Annotated in this window: 19 protein-coding genes and 1 riboswitch; of the genes, 1 reads left to right on the top strand and 18 read right to left on the bottom strand. The window is 39.0% G+C overall.

Translation table 11 applies throughout. From position 1 onward, the window contains the following. Nucleotides 1–24: 24 nt before the first annotated feature. The 4 genes from BFU02S_RS03385 to BFU02S_RS03400 all read right to left on the bottom strand — a co-directional run bounded on the left by BFU02S_RS03385 (nucleotide 25) and on the right by BFU02S_RS03400 (nucleotide 3,854). Nucleotides 25–480, bottom strand: coding sequence for a YpbF family protein (locus BFU02S_RS03385; RefSeq protein ID WP_066366543.1), 456 nt, complete (start codon nucleotides 478–480; stop codon nucleotides 25–27). Between the two features lie 84 nt (nucleotides 481–564). Next, nucleotides 565–1,302 carry a LysM peptidoglycan-binding domain-containing protein gene (locus BFU02S_RS17210; protein ID WP_066366544.1) on the bottom strand — a complete coding sequence of 246 codons (738 nt, stop codon included), beginning with the start codon at nucleotides 1,300–1,302 and terminating at the stop codon, nucleotides 565–567. Nucleotides 1,303–1,350: 48 nt separating this feature from the next. Continuing rightward, nucleotides 1,351–2,817, bottom strand: a complete 1,467-nt coding sequence (locus tag BFU02S_RS03395) for a RecQ family ATP-dependent DNA helicase (RefSeq protein ID WP_066366545.1) — start codon at nucleotides 2,815–2,817, stop codon at nucleotides 1,351–1,353. Then, nucleotides 2,808–3,854 carry a YpbB family protein gene (locus tag BFU02S_RS03400; protein WP_066366549.1) on the bottom strand — a complete coding sequence of 349 codons (1,047 nt, stop codon included), beginning with the start codon at nucleotides 3,852–3,854 and terminating at the stop codon, nucleotides 2,808–2,810. The genes BFU02S_RS03395 and BFU02S_RS03400 overlap by 10 nt, the downstream gene beginning before the upstream one ends. Nucleotides 3,855–4,083: 229 nt before the next feature. Between BFU02S_RS03400 and BFU02S_RS03405 the strand changes: the two genes are divergently transcribed. After that, a complete protein-coding gene (locus BFU02S_RS03405) occupies nucleotides 4,084–4,332 on the top strand; it encodes a 4Fe-4S domain-containing protein (protein ID WP_066366551.1) in 249 nt (82 codons plus the stop codon). A gap of 113 nt (nucleotides 4,333–4,445) precedes the next feature. On the opposite strand, the gene BFU02S_RS03410 is transcribed toward BFU02S_RS03405, so the two are convergent. The 14 genes from BFU02S_RS03410 to BFU02S_RS03470 form a co-directional block, all read right to left on the bottom strand. Next, the gene (locus tag BFU02S_RS03410; protein ID WP_066366554.1) at nucleotides 4,446–5,012 is read right to left on the bottom strand and encodes an ECF transporter S component; all 567 of its coding nucleotides are present in this window, start codon (nucleotides 5,010–5,012) and stop codon (nucleotides 4,446–4,448) included. 155 nt (nucleotides 5,013–5,167) lie between these two features. Continuing rightward, nucleotides 5,168–5,301: riboswitch (FMN riboswitch) on the bottom strand. A 68-nt stretch (nucleotides 5,302–5,369) separates the two neighbouring features. Next, nucleotides 5,370–6,104 (bottom strand): peptidoglycan DD-metalloendopeptidase family protein, encoded by a 735-nt coding sequence (locus BFU02S_RS03415; RefSeq protein WP_066366560.1) that lies wholly within the window; start codon nucleotides 6,102–6,104, stop codon nucleotides 5,370–5,372. Nucleotides 6,105–6,265: 161 nt separating this feature from the next. Further along, nucleotides 6,266–6,457, bottom strand: a complete 192-nt coding sequence (locus BFU02S_RS16620) for a hypothetical protein (RefSeq protein ID WP_157075841.1) — start codon at nucleotides 6,455–6,457, stop codon at nucleotides 6,266–6,268. Continuing rightward, nucleotides 6,423–6,983 carry an RNA polymerase sigma factor SigX gene (sigX, locus tag BFU02S_RS03420; protein ID WP_066366562.1) on the bottom strand — a complete coding sequence of 187 codons (561 nt, stop codon included), beginning with the start codon at nucleotides 6,981–6,983 and terminating at the stop codon, nucleotides 6,423–6,425. The genes BFU02S_RS16620 and sigX overlap by 35 nt, the downstream gene beginning before the upstream one ends. 204 nt (nucleotides 6,984–7,187) lie before the next feature. After that, nucleotides 7,188–8,975, bottom strand: coding sequence for an ATP-binding protein (locus tag BFU02S_RS03425; protein ID WP_066366565.1), 1,788 nt, complete (start codon nucleotides 8,973–8,975; stop codon nucleotides 7,188–7,190). After that, nucleotides 8,972–9,688, bottom strand: a complete 717-nt coding sequence (locus BFU02S_RS03430) for a response regulator transcription factor (RefSeq protein WP_066366568.1) — start codon at nucleotides 9,686–9,688, stop codon at nucleotides 8,972–8,974. The genes BFU02S_RS03425 and BFU02S_RS03430 overlap by 4 nt, the downstream gene beginning before the upstream one ends. A 157-nt stretch (nucleotides 9,689–9,845) precedes the next feature. Further along, entirely contained in the window at nucleotides 9,846–11,033 is a 1,188-nt protein-coding gene (gene ccsB / locus BFU02S_RS03435; protein WP_066366570.1) for a c-type cytochrome biogenesis protein CcsB, read from the bottom strand. Continuing rightward, a complete protein-coding gene (resB, locus tag BFU02S_RS03440) occupies nucleotides 11,033–12,652 on the bottom strand; it encodes a cytochrome c biogenesis protein ResB (protein ID WP_066366572.1) in 1,620 nt (539 codons plus the stop codon). The genes ccsB and resB overlap by 1 nt, the downstream gene beginning before the upstream one ends. A gap of 21 nt (nucleotides 12,653–12,673) precedes the next feature. Next, a complete protein-coding gene (gene resA, locus BFU02S_RS03445) occupies nucleotides 12,674–13,198 on the bottom strand; it encodes a thiol-disulfide oxidoreductase ResA (RefSeq protein ID WP_066366574.1) in 525 nt (174 codons plus the stop codon). A 113-nt stretch (nucleotides 13,199–13,311) separates the two neighbouring features. Continuing rightward, nucleotides 13,312–14,037 (bottom strand): 23S rRNA pseudouridine(2605) synthase RluB, encoded by a 726-nt coding sequence (gene rluB / locus BFU02S_RS03450; protein WP_066366576.1) that lies wholly within the window; start codon nucleotides 14,035–14,037, stop codon nucleotides 13,312–13,314. Nucleotides 14,038–14,204: 167 nt separating this feature from the next. Next, nucleotides 14,205–14,741: a spore maturation protein gene (locus BFU02S_RS03455; RefSeq protein WP_066366578.1), complete on the bottom strand. Its 537-nt coding sequence runs from the start codon at nucleotides 14,739–14,741 to the stop codon at nucleotides 14,205–14,207. 6 nt (nucleotides 14,742–14,747) lie between these two features. Continuing rightward, on the bottom strand, nucleotides 14,748–15,332 hold the full coding sequence (locus BFU02S_RS03460) for a nucleoside recognition domain-containing protein (protein WP_066366583.1): 585 nt from the start codon (nucleotides 15,330–15,332) through the stop codon (nucleotides 14,748–14,750). After that, nucleotides 15,325–16,473, bottom strand: a complete 1,149-nt coding sequence (locus BFU02S_RS03465; RefSeq protein ID WP_066366586.1) for a D-alanyl-D-alanine carboxypeptidase family protein — start codon at nucleotides 16,471–16,473, stop codon at nucleotides 15,325–15,327. The genes BFU02S_RS03460 and BFU02S_RS03465 overlap by 8 nt, the downstream gene beginning before the upstream one ends. A 111-nt stretch (nucleotides 16,474–16,584) precedes the next feature. Next, on the bottom strand, nucleotides 16,585–17,481 hold the full coding sequence (locus BFU02S_RS03470) for a superoxide dismutase (RefSeq protein WP_066366590.1): 897 nt from the start codon (nucleotides 17,479–17,481) through the stop codon (nucleotides 16,585–16,587). Nucleotides 17,482–17,530: the final 49 nt, after the last annotated feature.

The following is a 17,530-nucleotide window of genomic DNA, read 5'->3' on the forward strand; positions in this document are numbered from 1 at the left end:
TAAGAAGCAGACATTTCTGCTTTCTTACTTTTTTTCGTGATATAAGTTAATGTCGTAATGTTTTTTCATCACTTCAAATACTAAGTGGCGGTTTTTCCACTGTTCTTCACTTCCCCAAAAATCCTTGCTGCGGTCAACAATTTCACATCTTAATTCATGATATTCTTTCTCAGCTTTGTCCTTTTTTGTCCTCAATACATTCATACCACCATACATACCGACACTTAAGACTAAAAAGGTTAAATTATTGGAATCATTTACAAATGCAGAAAACATCTCTGCGAACGAATAGGGATAAACACTGATCACCGTCATATACAAATAAATCAAGAAAAGTGAGGCCAATAAAACCGTTCCCCAAATGGATTGTTTATGATACCGTTCAAATTTATCGAACTTTTCCTTTCGTTTTCTTACATTATCCAGTGCCTGTTTTGTCGCTTCATCGGTATTTTCCAGTAACCGGATTGGAGTATCCAAAACACATCCCTCCATTCTTTAGTTTATACCTATGACCTTGTCCTCCAAAGTATGAATAAAAAAGCCAATCAAATTACTGATTGGCTAGTCATTTAATGGAATTTTCAATACTTGTCCGACATAAAGCTGATCACTATTTAGATGATTGGCTTTTCTGATCATCTCCATGCCGCTTGACGAGTGGTAATATCTTTTGGCAATTAAATAAAGCGTTTCTTTTCGATGAACCGTATGATAAATAATTCTTGGCTTAACCATAGAAGCCTTTTCACTCTTTACGGTTTGTTTGGCAGAATCGCCAGTATGATCGGCCGAACCTTCAACAGAATCTCCTTGGGATGTATTCGTAGCTGGTGAATCTTTTTCTGTATTTGGCATACTTTTAAATGAAGTTTCAGAGTTTGTCTCATCTATATTTACCGCCGGAACTTGCGAACCATTATTTTCATTATTTATCTCCACCTGATTTTGCTCTTGTGACTGTGCTTTCTTCTTGTCATTTTGTTTTGGTGTTTCTAAATTGATCGTTTCACCAACAGAGTTTACGGTTTGCTTTACTGCTCCTCCGGTTTTTTTTCCATCAAGGTAGGATATGACGCTGAAAATAATGATAGGAAGGAGAATAAATAAGAGTACTAACAATCGAATCACAGGATATTTTACTTTCCATTTCAGCTTCTTTTTCTTTTTTCCATGAAGCTGCTCCCTTGGTGGTAACGAGCTTTCTGATTCAAACGGCCCATCCAATTGTTTATTTATTTTTTCAATAGGTTGTTTTAATCTTTCTGCCTGTTCCCGATATGGTGCTTCTTTATTATTCATAGGGTCACGTCTCCTTCCCGTTAAACTTTGGATATACCATAGCAAAAATTAAGTTAAGATTTTCTCCAAATATTCCTGCCATGTTTCTTCAGTTTGCTGCGTAACAAGTTCCTGATTCATTTCCTGGTATACTTGAAATTCGATCCCGCAATAATCACAGCATTGGGGGACCTTCACAGTGAGTGTTTCTTCAAAATATTGCAGAAGACATTCCCTGCGGCAATAACAGGAATCGATCCATTTTTTCATTTGCGTGATATAACTTCTTTTCACTTGCAATCTTTCTTTGACAAATTTCAAAAATGATTCTTGTATTCCCTTAAAATCACTATTTTCATTTGCTTGATGCAAAAAAGTCTCTACAATTCGCCATTGGACATCAGAAAAACCGCCAAGTTCTTTTAGCTCTTGAAAATTAATTTCCGCATGGACTAATCGCTGAAAGAGCCAGGCGATTTGCTGTTCTGACGGCAGTTCGCCTTCCGCCAGCTGAACCGGCAGCATTTCGTCCCCTGGCGCATAGAATAAACAAGCAATACTGGGATTGCCGTCGCGTCCTGCCCGGCCGATTTCCTGAAGATATGATTCCATTTGCATAGGCATATGGTAATGTAGAATAAACCGGATATTTTCTTTATTGACTCCCATTCCAAAGGCACTTGTTGCACAGATGACATCAAGCTGATCATGAAGAAATTGCTGTTGGATCAAAATCCTTGTATCTTGGTCTAGACCGCTATGATAGACACCTACTTTGCATAGTTTTTTATTCGCTAGAAGCTGAGCTATTTGTTCCGCTGATTTTTTGCTGGAAAAATAAATAATTCCAGGCTTTCGCAGTTTGGAAACAAGTTCAAGCACCCTGCTTTCTTTTTCCCGATAATCTGATACTTTTTCTACGTATAATGCGATATTCGGACGGTCGACTGAAGCTTCGACTTTTGTCACTTCTGTAAGACCGAGTGTCTCGATTATATCTTCACGGACTTTGCGTGTACCTGTTGCTGTTAAAGCAAGTGTTAAAGGATTTCCCAGCTGTTTTCGTATCTCACCCAGCTTGGAGTAATCGGGTCGAAAATCATAACCCCATTGTGAGATGCAATGTGCTTCATCGACTACAAATAATGAAATCGTTATTTCCTTAAGCTTTTGTATTACAACCGGAACTTGTAACATTTCCGGTGATAGAAAGATGAATTTATACTTCATTAAATTCTTTAGCACAAATTGCTTTTCCTCGAAGGATAGAAAAGAATTAACAGCCACCACCCTTTTTTCTCCATATCGTTTAAATTGTTCAACTTGATCCTGCATGAGCGATAGAAGTGGTGAAATAATCAAAACCTGCCCAGGGAAGATCAGTCCTGGAAACTGGTAACACAATGATTTTCCTGTTCCAGTCGGAAGTATGGCCAATGTATGGCGGCCGGATAGGATTGAAGTGATGACTTCCTTTTGCCCCGTTTTAAAGGATGGATACCCAAAATGTTTTTGTAATAGCTTTTCTAAGTCCATGATCCGCCACCAAATTTCGCCAGCACTAATCGTATTTGAAAATAACTTGCTGCTTTTACGTTTTCTTTAATATGTTTTAATTGTTTCAAGCCTGACTGCCTGGAGATCTCTAAAATTTGCTGTTGCAGTTCTTTGCCGACATAAGAATCAATAGAAAATTCGGGTGTATTCAAGGCAATTTCGACAAGATGATCTTCAATCGTACTTCTCTTTAACCTGCGGATTTGAGCGATTTTTTCGAGCGAATAACCTTTAGATAATAGCTCCCACGTTTTACTGGCAGATAGTGTTAATTTGTTATTCCACCTAAAGTCGGCAATTAACAAATGCAATAATGGATAGCGATTTGGATCTTGCTTTATTTCCCCGAGCAAATAATGGATCGTTTGTATAAAGCGGATTTGGTACTCATATAAATCAAGATTGAATTTCTTTGCAGCCTGCTCTGCAGTTAAGCCAATTTGCTGATATCCTGTTAAACGAAAAACGAGCATTGACGGATTGATCTCTTCCGCTCTCGAAAAACAATCCATAAGCTCCTGGTAAACTGCCGGTCCAATTTGCTTCTTTGGAAGGTGAATTTTTCTTAAGATTATTTTAATCCAGTTAAGGGCATCTTTGTTCTTCTGAATAGGTATATAGGTTGTTTCTTGAAAGACAAGATTTGATATAACTTGAATGAAGAGCGAAAATCTTACCCAAAATAAGGATGATAGTTGATGAAAATCCCAGCCGTTGAAATAGGAAAGAACGCGGTGTTCAGCTAATAAAGAATTCCCGGCTGGCGTCAGTAAGAATTGCTGCTTTCCGCAATGGGTAATCCACTTTCTTTCATGGAGACGGCGCACGATCTTTTCAAATGATTCTCTTGACATTCCTTCACAGATGCCAAAAAGCGTTTTCAAAGAAAACAAATGTGCATCTTGAATGGTTTGGGAAGACTTTTTTCCATTTAATAAATGATAAATAGAAAAGATCGTTCTTTCACCATTTAACTTTTTTAAACCATATAGAATGATCGATTCTAATTGCTCCATTCCTGGCCCCCATAAACACTCGACAAAATTCTATATAATCTCTTTTATTTTACCATGAGATGACGATACTTGTATTCAAAAATAGTGAAAGTTATTCATTTGGAGATACCGAAAGGGAATTTTCTATTGAAAAGTTGCTCTTACAGTTTTACAATAGAACATGTAAAAGGCGTTTTCTATAGGGGAAAATGTTTGAATACTTTTGTTATTTTACTGGGAGGTTTTTTTCATGCCAAAGTATACAATTGTTGACAAAGAAACTTGTATCGCTTGCGGTGCATGCGGCGCTGCAGCACCCGATATTTATGATTATGATGATGATGGAATTGCATTTGTAACCCTTGATGATAATGAGGGCATTGTTGAAATTCCAGATGTATTAATTGATGATATGATGGACGCATTCGAAGGCTGTCCAACTGACTCCATCAAGGTCGCTGACGAACCATTTAATGGAGATCCAACTAAATTTGATTAATCTTTGGCCTTAAGGATATTCTTAAGCTGCTTACCCCCTTCTGATTCAGGAAGGGGGTACATTTTTTGTATTGAAAAAAACATCAGCCAAGAAAATCTTGGCTGATGTTAGAATTAAACACTTTTTAGTCGTGAAATTTTATGAATCCAAGCCTGCATCCGAATAAACAGCAGCATAAAGATGGCAGACATCATGACACCTTTAAGGATATTAAACGGCAGAATGGCAGGAACTACCAGATTTCGCATATCAGGGAATTTCAGCAATGCTGTATAGAACGGTAGAATGAAAAAGTAGTTTAATATACTCATCATCACAGCCATAGTAAATGTCCCAGCAATTAAAGCAAGCGTCATTCCTTTTCTCGTTTTTAACCTGCTATATAAATAATAAGTTGGGAGTATGAAGAAAATTCCCGCGAGGAAATTGGCAATATGCCCTACAGGAATCCCTGTTGGACTTCCTGTTACAATATAATTAAGGATATTTTTAATCAATTCAACCAAAATGCCGGCGATCGGACCAAAGATAAGCGCAGCAATAAGCGGCGGAATATCGCTGAAATCAACGAACAAAAAATTCGGAAAAAATGGCAGCGGAAAGTTTAAGAGCATTAACAAATACGCGATACTGCTCAACATGCCAATTGAAACCATGACTTTTACTTTTGTGTTCTTCATTACTTTCTTCTCCTCTCTCCTGTTGACCCATCATCATTTAGGAAGAGAGGTTCAGCATGACGATACCAAAATAAAACTCCCTCTTAAAAGAAGGAGTTTTGAAGGTATACTCAAATAAACGTTCATGAATACCAAATTTTGAACGCCTGCAGAACCTCCATCTTCTCCCATCCAGACTATACTGTCGGCTTTGGAATCTCACCAAATCCTGCCCTTTTCAGGCTCGCGGGCTTAAGAGCACTGCTCTAATACCGCCGATCGGGAATTTCACCCTGCCCCGAAGATAGATCGATTTTAACTTAACAAATTCATTATACTGAAAAAAGATGAATTTGTTAAGTGCAAGAGATTGGTTTTTCATCGGACATTCAAGATTTGATTTGGTTTGATCATATCAGAAGTTAAATGATTTAACCGCTTAATGGTTTCTACTGAAATATTTCGTTTCCTGGCAATTGAATATAATGTATCTCCTTGTTTAACAACATATTGATCTTCTGACCCTTTCATATGATCATAAGGAGAGTTTACGGCTAAAGCGTCCCTTGCTCCACCTGCAATCCCCATTTGAACAGCCTCTCCTACAGAGGCTTTTCCTAAAAGACTTTCGGGATCCATGGCAAATTTTTTATCATATCTCCATTCTTGCAAATGGGTTTCAAAATGTAGATGTGTCCCGGTAGCTTGCCCGGTCTTTCCCATCTTTCCAATCATTTCACCTTGCTTAACGAATTGGCCTTGCTTAACAAAGCGTTTGTTTAAATGGGCATATACTGTTACAAATTGACTCGGATGCTTAATAAATATGACATTGCCATATGTATCAGAATAATAAGATTTGACCACGACACCGTCTTCAACCGCTAAAATCGGGGAATCCCATTTTCCCGCAATATCAATTCCCTTATGCCTTCCTTGCCTTGTTCCATATGTATCGGAAATCACGCCTTCTGCTGGCCAAATCCAAGTTTTGCCGAGAGTTGGTTTTTCAGAAAGCGCGGCTGCCTCCGAATGTTTGGCACCTATAAATAATAAACTGACACAAAGCGCCATAATGATGGCAATTAAAAACCTTTTTATGTAATCAAGCATTGAATTCCTTTCCTCCTTATAACTTGTCCCCACTACATTATGTCCAGAAAACTTTACTTAGAACATAGAACCGAGGTGAAGCCAAACCATACTTGTTATAATTTGGCTTAATTTGTTTATTTATTCAAAAAAAAATCACCCAAACTTGGCAAAGCATATTATTAGAAAATCTTAATAATAACAAATAACACTACTGCAAAAGCAGTAATTCCGGATAAAGCCCATACATATGTTTTTCGTTTTCTAAGGTAAATATTTTGGTAAATATCATGAGGATCGCGATAATCAAGGATTTTTGGCATTCGTCTTAACAACGCTTCAAGCTCGTGATCGCTCCACCCTGACTTTTTCACAAATAACTCCCTCCTTTTCGGAAAACAACTCCATTTGTTTTTTTAACATCTTTAAGGACCGGTGCTGGGTTGTTTTCACTTTACTTTCCGACCAACCTAATGCTTTGGCTGTTTCAGAAATGGATAAATCATGAATATAGCGCAAAATAATAACGGTTCGCTGATCAAGAGTACAATATTCCAGACATTTATAAATCAGCTTTATCTCATCCTTTTGAACGGCTATCTCTTCGGGAATTAAATGCCCATTCTTTAACTGGTTTGCCTGTCCTTCAAATTGATCGAGCAGTTTCTCCTTCGAACTTTTTTGTTTTCGAAAAAAGTCAATGGCAACATTGCGGGCGATTGAAAACAGCCAGGTTTTTTCACTGCTTTCCCCTTTAAAGCGGTGATATGATTTATAAACTCTTATATAAACCTCTTGAACGAGATCCTCTGCATGTTCTTTATTTCTCACCATATAAAATAGAAACTGAAAAACGTCATGATGATATTTGTGATACAGTTCATCGAAAACGGAGTCCATCTTTGTTCCCTCCCCGTTCATCCATAATAGTCGATATATATGTACGAAAGGTTTCATCATGTTAAATATAGTCTGTTTTCCGGCAAAATGGAAGGTTTAAGTTGGAAAAATTTTCAACAAAAAAAAACCCACCCGCTTTGACAGATGAGTTCATTCTGTTTGTTTCATATGAATCAAGAACAATCGGCAATTTTTTTACTGATTTTACGATTTTCGCGGTAACCAAAAAGCGAAGGTGGTACCTTGTCCATATTTGCTTTGGACTGATATGGTTCCGTTATGGGCTTCTATAATATTTTTGGCAATCGCAAGCCCGAGCCCTGTCCCAGATTTCCCTCGGGTCCGTGCTTTATCTGCCTTGTAAAAACGTTCAAACACAAACGGCAAATCTTCTTCCGGAATTCCTGAACCGGAATCTTTCACTTTAATCGTAATCCCTTTTTGATCCAAAGTAACGGTTATCAGTATCGTTCCACCTTTCGGAGTATGCCTCATGGCATTATCAATTAAGTTGGTTAGAACCTGCTCAATTCTGTCAGGATCAAGGGAGATAGCTGGAATGGCATTTTCCAATTCAGCTGATAAGCTGATTTCATTATCCTTTGCCATGCCTTGAAACTTATAAATAATTCTATTGATAAAAGATTCTAGATTTACTTCTTCCATCGATAATTGGATATGCCCTGCTTCCATTCTCGCCAAATCAAGAAGTTCATTGACGAGTCTGCCCATTCGTAATGATTCATCATAAATAACCCTAGCCATTTCCTTTTTCTCTTCCTGAGTCTCAGCAATATCATCCACAATGGCTTCACTGTAGCCCTGCAACATTGAGATCGGAGTTCTAAGTTCATGCGAGACATTGGCGATAAAATCTTGACGCATTTTTTCCAGCTGCCGTTCCTCAGTCATATCCCGTAAAACCGCAACTGCTCCACGAATAAATCGGTTGCTATAAAGTGGGGAAACAAGGATCACCCAATGACGGCCTTTTAATGAAACCTCTCCCGCCTGCTCCTTTTCTGTTTCAACAGCACGTTGGAACAATTCCATCACTTTTGAGGGGAGCGCTTCGGAACTTATATGATGGCTGCCCTTTTCAGAATAAAAATATTGGAGAAATCTGTCGGCAGGAGGATTGGTTATTAGAATGGTTCCATCCCGATCGAAAGTAATGACTCCATCAGCCATACTGCTAAGGATACTTGCTAGCTGCTCCTTTTCCTGGCTCAAGGCATTCATATTGAACTTCAATTGCTTGGCCATTTGATTAAACGCAGTTCCCAGCTCCCCAATTTCATCACGTGTTAAAATGGGAACTTTCGTATCAAATTTGCCGCGTGCAACTTCAAACGCTGCCTCCCGCATATTCCTTAATGGCGCTGTTATTCTAGTTGATAAGAAAAAAGCAAAAATAGTGGTCAAAACAATGGCAACACCGGCAGCCAATAAAGTAAACTTCGTCGTTGAGCGAGTTGTTTCCTGCATCACTTTTAATGACTGATAAATAAAGACTGCTCCATCTTTACTGTCAGAAAGATGTAACGGAACTCCAATGATCGAATAATTCGTCACCTCTGCCTGCCCTGTTTTTACTGGAGCAAGATTCGACACTTTCTCAACCGTTACATGATGACGAAAAACTTTGACTAAATCCGGGTCTTTATTAATATCTGCAATCGTTAATTTGCCGTCATTCTTAGTATTGGGAGAGTAATAGACTTCATGTGCATTTTTTATAATAACTACTTTTGTTGCATCATCAATCATTTGCCAAGAGATTTCTAATCCGAGCTGGAATTGTCCATTTTGATGTTTCTCGAGCACATGAGCAATTTTTTCAGCCGTATCAGTCAGTGCCCTCTTTGTTTCTTGAATATTATTGTTTTGAAAAAATTCAAGAAGCAAAATGGTCAGAATAAACAATACAACCGAAACTAACAATAGAATGGTGCCCCATAGTTTAACGACAACACTGCGCAGAAAAGTCATTCATTCACAACCTCAAATTTGTATCCTACTCCCCATACGGTTACAATCATTCTGGCAGCAAATTCCGATGCCTTATTTAGTTTTTCCCTTAGACGCTTAACATGTGTATCAACTGTCCTGAGATCGCCAAAAAATTCATATTGCCAAACTTCTTTCAACAGCTGTTCACGCTCAAAAACTTTATCAGGCGCTTTAGCCAAATAATATAGGAGTTCATATTCTTTTGGTGTCAAATTTACTTCCTTGCCGTCTGCCGTCACTTTATGTGCGTCATGATCGATTGTTAAATGCGGAAACACAAGCACATCCTTTGTGGTTGGTTCCGTTTGCAAGTAACTTGTTTGTGATGCCCTTCTTAAAATGGCTTTTACACGCAGAACGACTTCACGCGGGCTAAACGGCTTTACGATATAATCGTCTGTTCCTGCTTCAAACCCTTGAACACGATTTACCTCTTCCCCCTTAGCGGTTAACATAATAACAGGAGTTGCTTTTTTCTCCCGCAGTTCGCGGCAAACCTCAAGCCCGTCCTTGCCAGGCATCATCAGATCAAGAAGAATCACATCATACTCATTTTCCAGCGCTTTTGCTAATGCCTCATTTCCGTCTTCAGCTTCTTCGATCTTATATTCTTCGCGACTTAAATACATTTTTAAGAGGCGGCGGATTCTTTCTTCATCATCTACAACTAAAATTTTCACTTCTTTTCCCATTTCAAAATCCCCCCTTGAAGTCTATTTTACAAAATGGCTATCTATTTTCAAACCTAGTCCCACCACTTAAAAGTGTCAATAATTTGACAAAGTAACAATTAAAAACCTTCACTCAAAAAAGTGAAGGCATAAAAAGGATGAATCTTTTTGGTTTAAATTAAGATCCAGCATAGGAATGGAGACCAGCAATGACAAGATTCACAGCCACAAGGTTAAACATAATAATGACAAAGCCTATAACACCGAGCCACGCAGATTTTTTCCCGTGCCAGCCTTTTGATAAGCGAAGGTGTAAAAAAGCAGCATAGAATAACCAGGTAATAAGGGCCCATACTTCCTTTGGATCCCAGCCCCAGAAACGTGACCAAGCCATTTGCGCCCAAATCATCGCAAAAATAAGCCCGCCCAAAGTAAATACCGGAAAACCGATCAAAACAGACCGATAACTAATTTCATCTACAAAATCGAGCTTTACATTTTTCACAAGCGGTTTTAGCGCTGCTCCGATCCGCTTTCTGAGCAGTAATCTAATAATACTATACAGAAAAAGCCCGCCAATTAATGACCAAATGACCGTATTTAATTTCTTAGCATTGACAATCGCCGGCATTTCCACCCATGGTTGAAATCCGCCCTTTGTCAGCAATTCTCCTTTATGCGGCCCCGTAATGGCAGGCATGGTATAATCAACCGTAACCTGGTTATCATTCTTATCAATCCAGTTAAATTTCTCATGGTAGCCGGCAGCTGAAAAGCCTGATGATACAACGACGAATCCGAGAACAGTAACGAGCGTAAACATCACAATTTCAAGCCAGAACGTTTGCAAGTCCGATTTTGTCTGGTCAATCGCTTTTACAAGATAGATTAATCCTGCCGCAAAGCTAATGGCAAGGATCGCTTCGCCAATCGCCGCAGTTGTCACATGGATATAGAGCCAATAACTTTGCAAAGCCGGAATCAAAGGTGAAATATCCCTCGGAAACATGCTTGCATAGGCAATGATTAAGAGTGCTACTGGCATTGTAAATAATCCGAGCAACGTTGTTCGGTAAATAAAATAAATAACGATAAATGCCCCAACAAGTGCCATTCCGAAGAAGGTGGTAAATTCAAACATATTGCTGACCGGGGCATGTCCGGAAGCAATCCATCTCGTGATAAAGTAGCCAAGCTGTGAAATAAAACCAATAATGGTCAACAATACAGCAATTTGTCCCCATTTAGTGGTTGTTTTCTTTTCATTTGAATCTTTTTTGACTTTGATAGATCCTCCATAAAACAAGGTTGCCGCCAAATAAAGAATAAAAGCGATAAATAATAAATTACTGCTTATGGATGCCATTAGCCTTCCTCCTTATTCTTACCAGCTTGAAGTTGGTCTTCCGGCATGGTAAGTTTGGTTCCCGCCAGTACTGTTTCGATCTCCCGTTTAAATCCATACCAATTTTTATTCGTATGGCCGGCAATCCAAACTTGTCCGCTCTTTCGCTGGATCCAAATCCTGCGGTGCTGCCAATAAGATCCTTGCACCACACCGATCATGAAAATTATACCGCCCAAAATAATCACCCACATCGAGGAATCCTTCCGGACGACAAATCCGGAAACATTTTTGGTGTCAATCCCTCTGAATGCCATTTTATACGTATTATTGCCAAATGGCTCAATTGTTTGTCTAATCGCAACAAAACTTGTTTCCCCTTTTGGCTTATCAGGAGTATACATACGAAATATAAACGCAGGGTTATTTGGATCTCGGGATTTTGTAGAAGGTTCCCCATTCTTGGCGAATTCAAAATCCGGAAAATAGTTAAGAATTTTGACAGAATATCCTTTCCCTAGATCATATGTTTCCTTTGGATTATAGAGGTCAATCTTCACATCGCCATAAGTTTGATTCGTTTGTTTATTCATTAGTGAAAAGGTCATAGCGCTAAGCTCACTTCGAAACGAAGCTTGGTAAATGGAATATCCGTCAAATGATAATGGATGATTGACGCGAATCTTATAATCCATTACTTTCTTAAGCTTTGGTTTTTCACCGGGCAGGCTTTTGCCTGACTGCTCATATAGCACGACATTTGACTGATAATTTTTCGCCACTTCCCCAGCCTTACTAAGCGCCTGAGCAAAGGTTTTATCTTTGTTTTTGTCATAAGTTTGCAAAATGAATTTATTGTTATGAATATAGAATTTTTCTCCGGTTTCCGGAACTAATGCCGTTTCCCCTTCACGAACCCATAAGTTCTCATTGACATACATGCCGGGAATAAAACGCATCATCGTCCCGATTAGAAATATTATAAGACCAATATGATTAATATATGGACCCCAGCGGGAAAAACGGCCCTTTTCGGCTAATAAGTTGCCGTTTTCTTCTCGGATATGGTAACGTTTTCTTTGCAGTTGTTCTTTAACAAGGGTTAAATCTTTGTCAGCAGCATCTGAATTCACTCCAAATAATCGCTGGCGCTTTAAGAAACCTTCATGTCTCGTTACCTTTTGTGCTTTTAACGCCTTATACAATGGAATTACCCTGTCAAGACTGCAAATGACAAGCGAAATTCCAATCATGGCAATTAATAGCAAGTACCACCATGAGCTGTACAAATCATCAAAACCGAGCTGGTAGTAGATCTTTCCCAGCGTGCCATATTCCTGCTGATAATACACTTCCGGAGGCTGGTCAATATACATTTTCTGCGGAAAAATCGTTCCAAGGGCGGAAGCAATTAATGTGATGATAATGAGCCATACGCCAACTTTCACGGATGAGAAGAAGTTCCATATTTTATCAATAATTGTCTTATTGTAGGTTTGTGAACGGCGGGCGCTGCCTTCATAACGCATATCAAGCAATTGATTCTTATCAGCCTGTTCATCCAGTATTTTCCCGCAAGCTTCACAAAGGACGGTTCCATGCGGGTTTACATGACCGCATTCGCATTTCACATCATTCATTAGCAAAAACTCCCTAACAACTTATGGTTTTATTTTCTCCATAAACTCCCTAACTAAATTTTCAGATAGTTGGCCCGTATAGTACTTGATCACCTTCCCGTTTTTATCGATTAAAAAAGTGGCAGGCAGTGGATCAATACCATACGCGGTCATGACTTCTTTATTCGTGTCGATCATGATGGGAAAATCAAGATGGTAACGGGAAGCAAATTCATTGACCGCAAGTGGAGATTCCTGAATATCTACTGCCAAAACCTGAACTCCTTTATCTCTAAATTGATGATATTGATTATTGATATAAGGCATTTCTTGCTTGCAAGGAGGACACCATGTTCCCCAAAAATTTAAGAATACTCCCTGCCCGCGATAATCAGAAAGACGGTGTTTATGGCCTTCAAGATCTGTCAGCACAAAATCTGGAGCTTTCGAACCAACCGCAACAGACTGGTGATTGTCCTTTGTAAAGTTTGCATACAGGGTATACACAACGGCGGCACATAGAACAAGTAAGATGATTGTCCTCATTACTAATCGCCGTTTCTTCATATAAAAACCTCCATTACTTCTGATAGCAAGTCGAAATTGTGAAGTTTCTTTGAATTTCTATTATTCAAGTGTTTCCCTTTTATTCTTTACTCACTAGCGAAATCTGCTAGATTTCACTTTGATTCTAAAGCAAGCGCCCTGAATTGTTTGACCTCGTGAGGTGACAGCTCCCGAGCTTCTCCGGCTTTCAAACCATCCAATGTTAAAAATCCATATCGTTCCCGCTTTAGTTTCATAACTTCATGGCCGATTGCTTCAAACATCCTTCTTACCTGGCGGTTCCGGCCTTCATGGATTGTTATTTCCACAATCGCCGTATGTTTTTTCTTATCCACTGATAACAATTTAACTTTTGCAGGCGCCGTTTTGCCATCCTCAAGACGGATGCCTTTTTCTAATTTTCGTAGGTTTTCTTTCAGAGGAATTCCTTTAATTTTTGCAACATACACTTTTTCAATTTCACTTCTTGGATGCATTAATAAATTCGCAAACTCTCCATCATTCGTCAACAGCAATAAACCTGAAGTATCATAATCAAGGCGGCCGATCGGATAAATTCTTTCTTCCACTCCAGGAAAGAAGTCTGTTACCACCTTTCTTCCCTTTTCGTCATGAACACTGGAAATAACTCCCCTTGGTTTATATAAAAGGAAATAAACAGGTTCTTCCTTCTCAATCGGGATTTCGTTCACCTCCACTTGGTCAGATGGTGATACCTTTAATCCAAGTTCGGTCACAATCTTCCCATTTACCTTTACTTGGCCCTGCTTAATCAATTCCTCCGCTTTCCGTCTGGAGGCAACACCAGCACGAGCAATAACTTTTTGTAATCTTTCCATTATTTCACCTCAAAAAATGTTCATATAATTAAATCAAGTAAAACTATATGATATATAGATAAATTCTATTGTAATGAAATTATGACATAAATTCATCACTTTTCAAAGTAATGGATGTTTTACCAATAAAAAAAGCAAGTTCTTATTTCAGAACTTACCTTTAGACCTTAATTTGTTCCAAATAAAACAGCCACAACAATGATAGAGATAATGATACCGACTAGATCAGCCAAAAGCCCTACTTTTAAGGCATCACCCATTTTTTTAATGCCTACCGCACCAAAATAAACGGTTAACACATAAAATGTCGTGTCGGTACTTCCTTGCAAGACGGATGCTAACCTTCCGATAAACGAATCCGGACCATAGTTGGCAATTAAGTCGCTTGTCATGCCAAGTGCAGCCGTACCTGATATCGGCCGAATGAATAGTAATGGAACAATTTCTGGTGGAACGCCGATCGCGTTCATCAAGGGGCGAAGAAGGTTTGTTACAGCATCGAGTGCACCGGATGCTCGAAATACCGAAATGGCTACCATCATTCCCACCAGAAAGGGAATAATCGATACAGCAATTTTGATCCCTTCTTTTCCTCCTTCTACAAAGCTTTCATATGTAGGTACTTGTTTATAAGTACCATATAAAAGAATCAATCCTATTAAGAGTGGAATAAAGGTCAGCGATACATAAGAGATTAGCGCCATGGTCCATCATCCTTTTCGGCGTCGATAATAGAAATAGCGGTCAATCAAAACAGCACCAATTGCAGATAAAATGGTGGTTATGATGGTTGGAACAACAATTTCTGTAGGAGAAACAGAATGATACGTCATTCTAATGGCAATGACGGTCGTCGGAATAATCGTAATACTGGCTGTATTGATTGCTAAAAAGGTGATCATCGACCTGCTTGCTGAATTTTTTCCGCCATTTAACTTTTTCAGTTCTTCCATTGCTTTAATTCCCAAAGGCGTTGCAGCATTTCCCAGCCCAAACATATTGGAAATCATGTTGGATAAAATATAGCCCATTGCTGGATGGTTTGGGGGAACTTCTGGAAATAACCGTTTTACGAGTGGACGGAAAAGTTTCGTTAATTTTTCAAGCAAGCCTGATTCCTCCGCAATGCGCATCATTCCGAGCCAGAACACTAATACACTGATTAAACCGATACAAAGAGTTACTGCTTCTTTTGCCCCGTCAAACACTGCTTTATTTACTGCCTCGATTGTTCCATTAAACAGGGCAAAGACAATTCCGATAATCGTCATGAAGACCCAAATATAATTAACCATCTGTCGTCAACCCCAATACGGCGAGAAAAATTTCTTTGACAAAATCAAACAGACCTTTCTTTCTTTCCTTGCTTCTTTCAGTGTTTGCATAGTAGATCGGGGTTTCCATTATCGCTTTTCCATCTAGATACGCAATCGCTTTCCCTACAATACTTTCCTTTTTCAATACCTTGCGCCAATTAGAAGACGGCTTATCCAACTTGAATTTAACCGAAAACAGACTCATTTCCTCTTTTGTGGCTGGATAGTCAAGTGATTGTTTTATATATAGATTCTTGTAGTATTTGTTATTTACATCAATTTTCCCCTTTTGCAATATTTCTGCCATTTCATATTGCTTAAATCCTGCTTCAAACATTGCAGTATGATCTTTCCAATCATCAGGGTCATTCAAGGTGACTGCAATCAGGTTCATATCTCCTTTTGTCGCAGTAGTAACAAGTGTACGTTTTGCCCGCTTGGTGAAACCAGTTTTGCCGCCTGTGCAATATGAATACATAGTCAGCAGTCGGTTTTTATTCTTCCAAATTCGATCCCAGGCCTCTGTCGGGTTTGGTGCACGGTATTCTTTTGTTCCCGAGATTTTGGCAAATGTTTTGTTCTTCATGGCATAGCGCATTAATAGAGCCATATCATATGCGGTGGAGTAATGGTCTTCATGGTCGTCAAGGCCGTGCGGATTTGCAAAATGAGTATCAAACATGCCGATTTCCCTTGCCTTCTGGTTCATTAAGTAGACAAAACCGTCCGTACTGCCTCCTACAAACTCAGCAATTGCAACTGCGGCATCGTTTCCGGATCGTAGCATCAGACCATATACTAAGTCTTTCAGTTTGATTTTTTCTCCTGGTTTTAAATATATGGATGACCCTTCGGCATGAGTAGCTTTTTCACTGACTTTTACATATTGATTCATTTTTCCTGATTCAATGGCTAGGATTGCGGTCATGATTTTCGTAATGCTTGCGATTCTTCTTTTTGTATGTGCATCTTTTTCATAAAGGACGCGCCCGGAGCTTTGTTCCATTAAGATGGCACTTTGTGCACTAACTCCAATAGAGGCACTTGTCTTTTGGGGCGTATGTGCAGCCAATAATGAAATGATGAGAAAAAAAATAACCAGCTTCCAAATAATTCTCATTTGATATACCTCGTCCCGCTCTTTATTTAATAAAAGTCTATGCGGGACAAGGCTTGTTATGACTATTTATTGTTTTAGTGGAAAGGGCAAATGAGCTAGCCGACTCCCTTTTTATATCGCTGGCCAGTTTTTATCAGCTGCTTTTTCAAATCTCATTTCGACATCGTGCCAATTAACAATGTTCCACCAATTGTCTACGTATGAACTTCGATCGTTTTTATATTGGAGATAGTAAGCATGTTCCCAGACATCGATTACAAGCAGAGGAACTGTGTTCCACTGAGTTAGCAGCATATGCCGTTCTGTTTGCAGGATTTCTAAGTGTTTGGCTATTGGGGACCATACGAGGATCGCCCAGCCGACTCCCTCTACTTGTTTGGCCGCTTCTGAAAATTGCTTTTTAAATGTACTGATACTGCCAAAATAATCTTCAATTGCTTGTTTTAATATACCTTGCGGATCCCCTCCTCCATTCGGGCTCATATTTCTCCAAAAGATTGTATGAAGATAGTGGCCCGATCCGTGAAAAGCAAGTTCGCGCGACCAGTGCTTAATAAGTGAGAAATCATTATTTTCCCTTGCTTTCTTTAGATTTAGTTCCGCTTTATTTAAGCCGTTTACATAGGAACGATGATGCTTATCATGATGAAGTCTCATGATTTGTTCAGATATATACGGTTCTAATGCATGATACGAATACGAAAGTTCTGGTAATGTATGGCCTCCTGCCGGAACCTCCTTTTCCAGCACAAAAATAGTTCCGACTACGCCTTCTTGCTTTCGCTTAAAGTAACTTTCCATTTGCTCATGAATATTCTCTGCTTTAGCTTGTAACTGAAGCAATTCCTCATGGGATAATTCACGATTTGTATTTTCGATCAATTCTGTAAAGACATCCAATTGATTCCAAAGCTCAGAATTTTCTTCTACCTCTTGCGAATTTAGAAATTGTTTCATTTGTTCGTTCCAATGAAATAATTCATTGACATACTGACGAAACCGAGTCATCATACCCCCCCTATTATGTTTAAAGAGTATGAATGATGAAGATTATTAA

This window comes from Neobacillus fumarioli NBRC 102428, assembly GCF_001591485.1.
Taxonomy (GTDB): domain Bacteria; phylum Bacillota; class Bacilli; order Bacillales; family Cytobacillaceae; genus Neobacillus; species Neobacillus fumarioli.

Coding starts and splice junctions, on each gene's coding strand:
- BFU02S_RS17210 (WP_066366544.1), bottom strand. CDS start 1,302: ATGAATAATAAAGAAGCACCATATCGGGAACAGGCAGAAAGATTAAAA.
- BFU02S_RS03395 (WP_066366545.1), bottom strand. CDS start 2,817: ATGGACTTAGAAAAGCTATTACAAAAACATTTTGGGTATCCATCCTTT.
- BFU02S_RS03400 (WP_066366549.1), bottom strand. CDS start 3,854: ATGGAGCAATTAGAATCGATCATTCTATATGGTTTAAAAAAGTTAAAT.
- BFU02S_RS03405 (WP_066366551.1), top strand. CDS start 4,084: ATGCCAAAGTATACAATTGTTGACAAAGAAACTTGTATCGCTTGCGGT.
- BFU02S_RS03410 (WP_066366554.1), bottom strand. CDS start 5,012: ATGAAGAACACAAAAGTAAAAGTCATGGTTTCAATTGGCATGTTGAGC.
- BFU02S_RS03415 (WP_066366560.1), bottom strand. CDS start 6,104: ATGCTTGATTACATAAAAAGGTTTTTAATTGCCATCATTATGGCGCTT.
- sigX (WP_066366562.1), bottom strand. CDS start 6,983: ATGGACTCCGTTTTCGATGAACTGTATCACAAATATCATCATGACGTT.
- BFU02S_RS03425 (WP_066366565.1), bottom strand. CDS start 8,975: ATGACTTTTCTGCGCAGTGTTGTCGTTAAACTATGGGGCACCATTCTA.
- BFU02S_RS03430 (WP_066366568.1), bottom strand. CDS start 9,688: ATGGGAAAAGAAGTGAAAATTTTAGTTGTAGATGATGAAGAAAGAATC.
- ccsB (WP_066366570.1), bottom strand. CDS start 11,033: ATGGCATCCATAAGCAGTAATTTATTATTTATCGCTTTTATTCTTTAT.
- resB (WP_066366572.1), bottom strand. CDS start 12,652: ATGAATGATGTGAAATGCGAATGCGGTCATGTAAACCCGCATGGAACC.
- resA (WP_066366574.1), bottom strand. CDS start 13,198: ATGAAGAAACGGCGATTAGTAATGAGGACAATCATCTTACTTGTTCTA.
- rluB (WP_066366576.1), bottom strand. CDS start 14,037: ATGGAAAGATTACAAAAAGTTATTGCTCGTGCTGGTGTTGCCTCCAGA.
- BFU02S_RS03455 (WP_066366578.1), bottom strand. CDS start 14,741: ATGGCGCTAATCTCTTATGTATCGCTGACCTTTATTCCACTCTTAATA.
- BFU02S_RS03460 (WP_066366583.1), bottom strand. CDS start 15,332: ATGGTTAATTATATTTGGGTCTTCATGACGATTATCGGAATTGTCTTT.
- BFU02S_RS03465 (WP_066366586.1), bottom strand. CDS start 16,473: ATGAGAATTATTTGGAAGCTGGTTATTTTTTTTCTCATCATTTCATTA.
- BFU02S_RS03470 (WP_066366590.1), bottom strand. CDS start 17,481: ATGACTCGGTTTCGTCAGTATGTCAATGAATTATTTCATTGGAACGAA.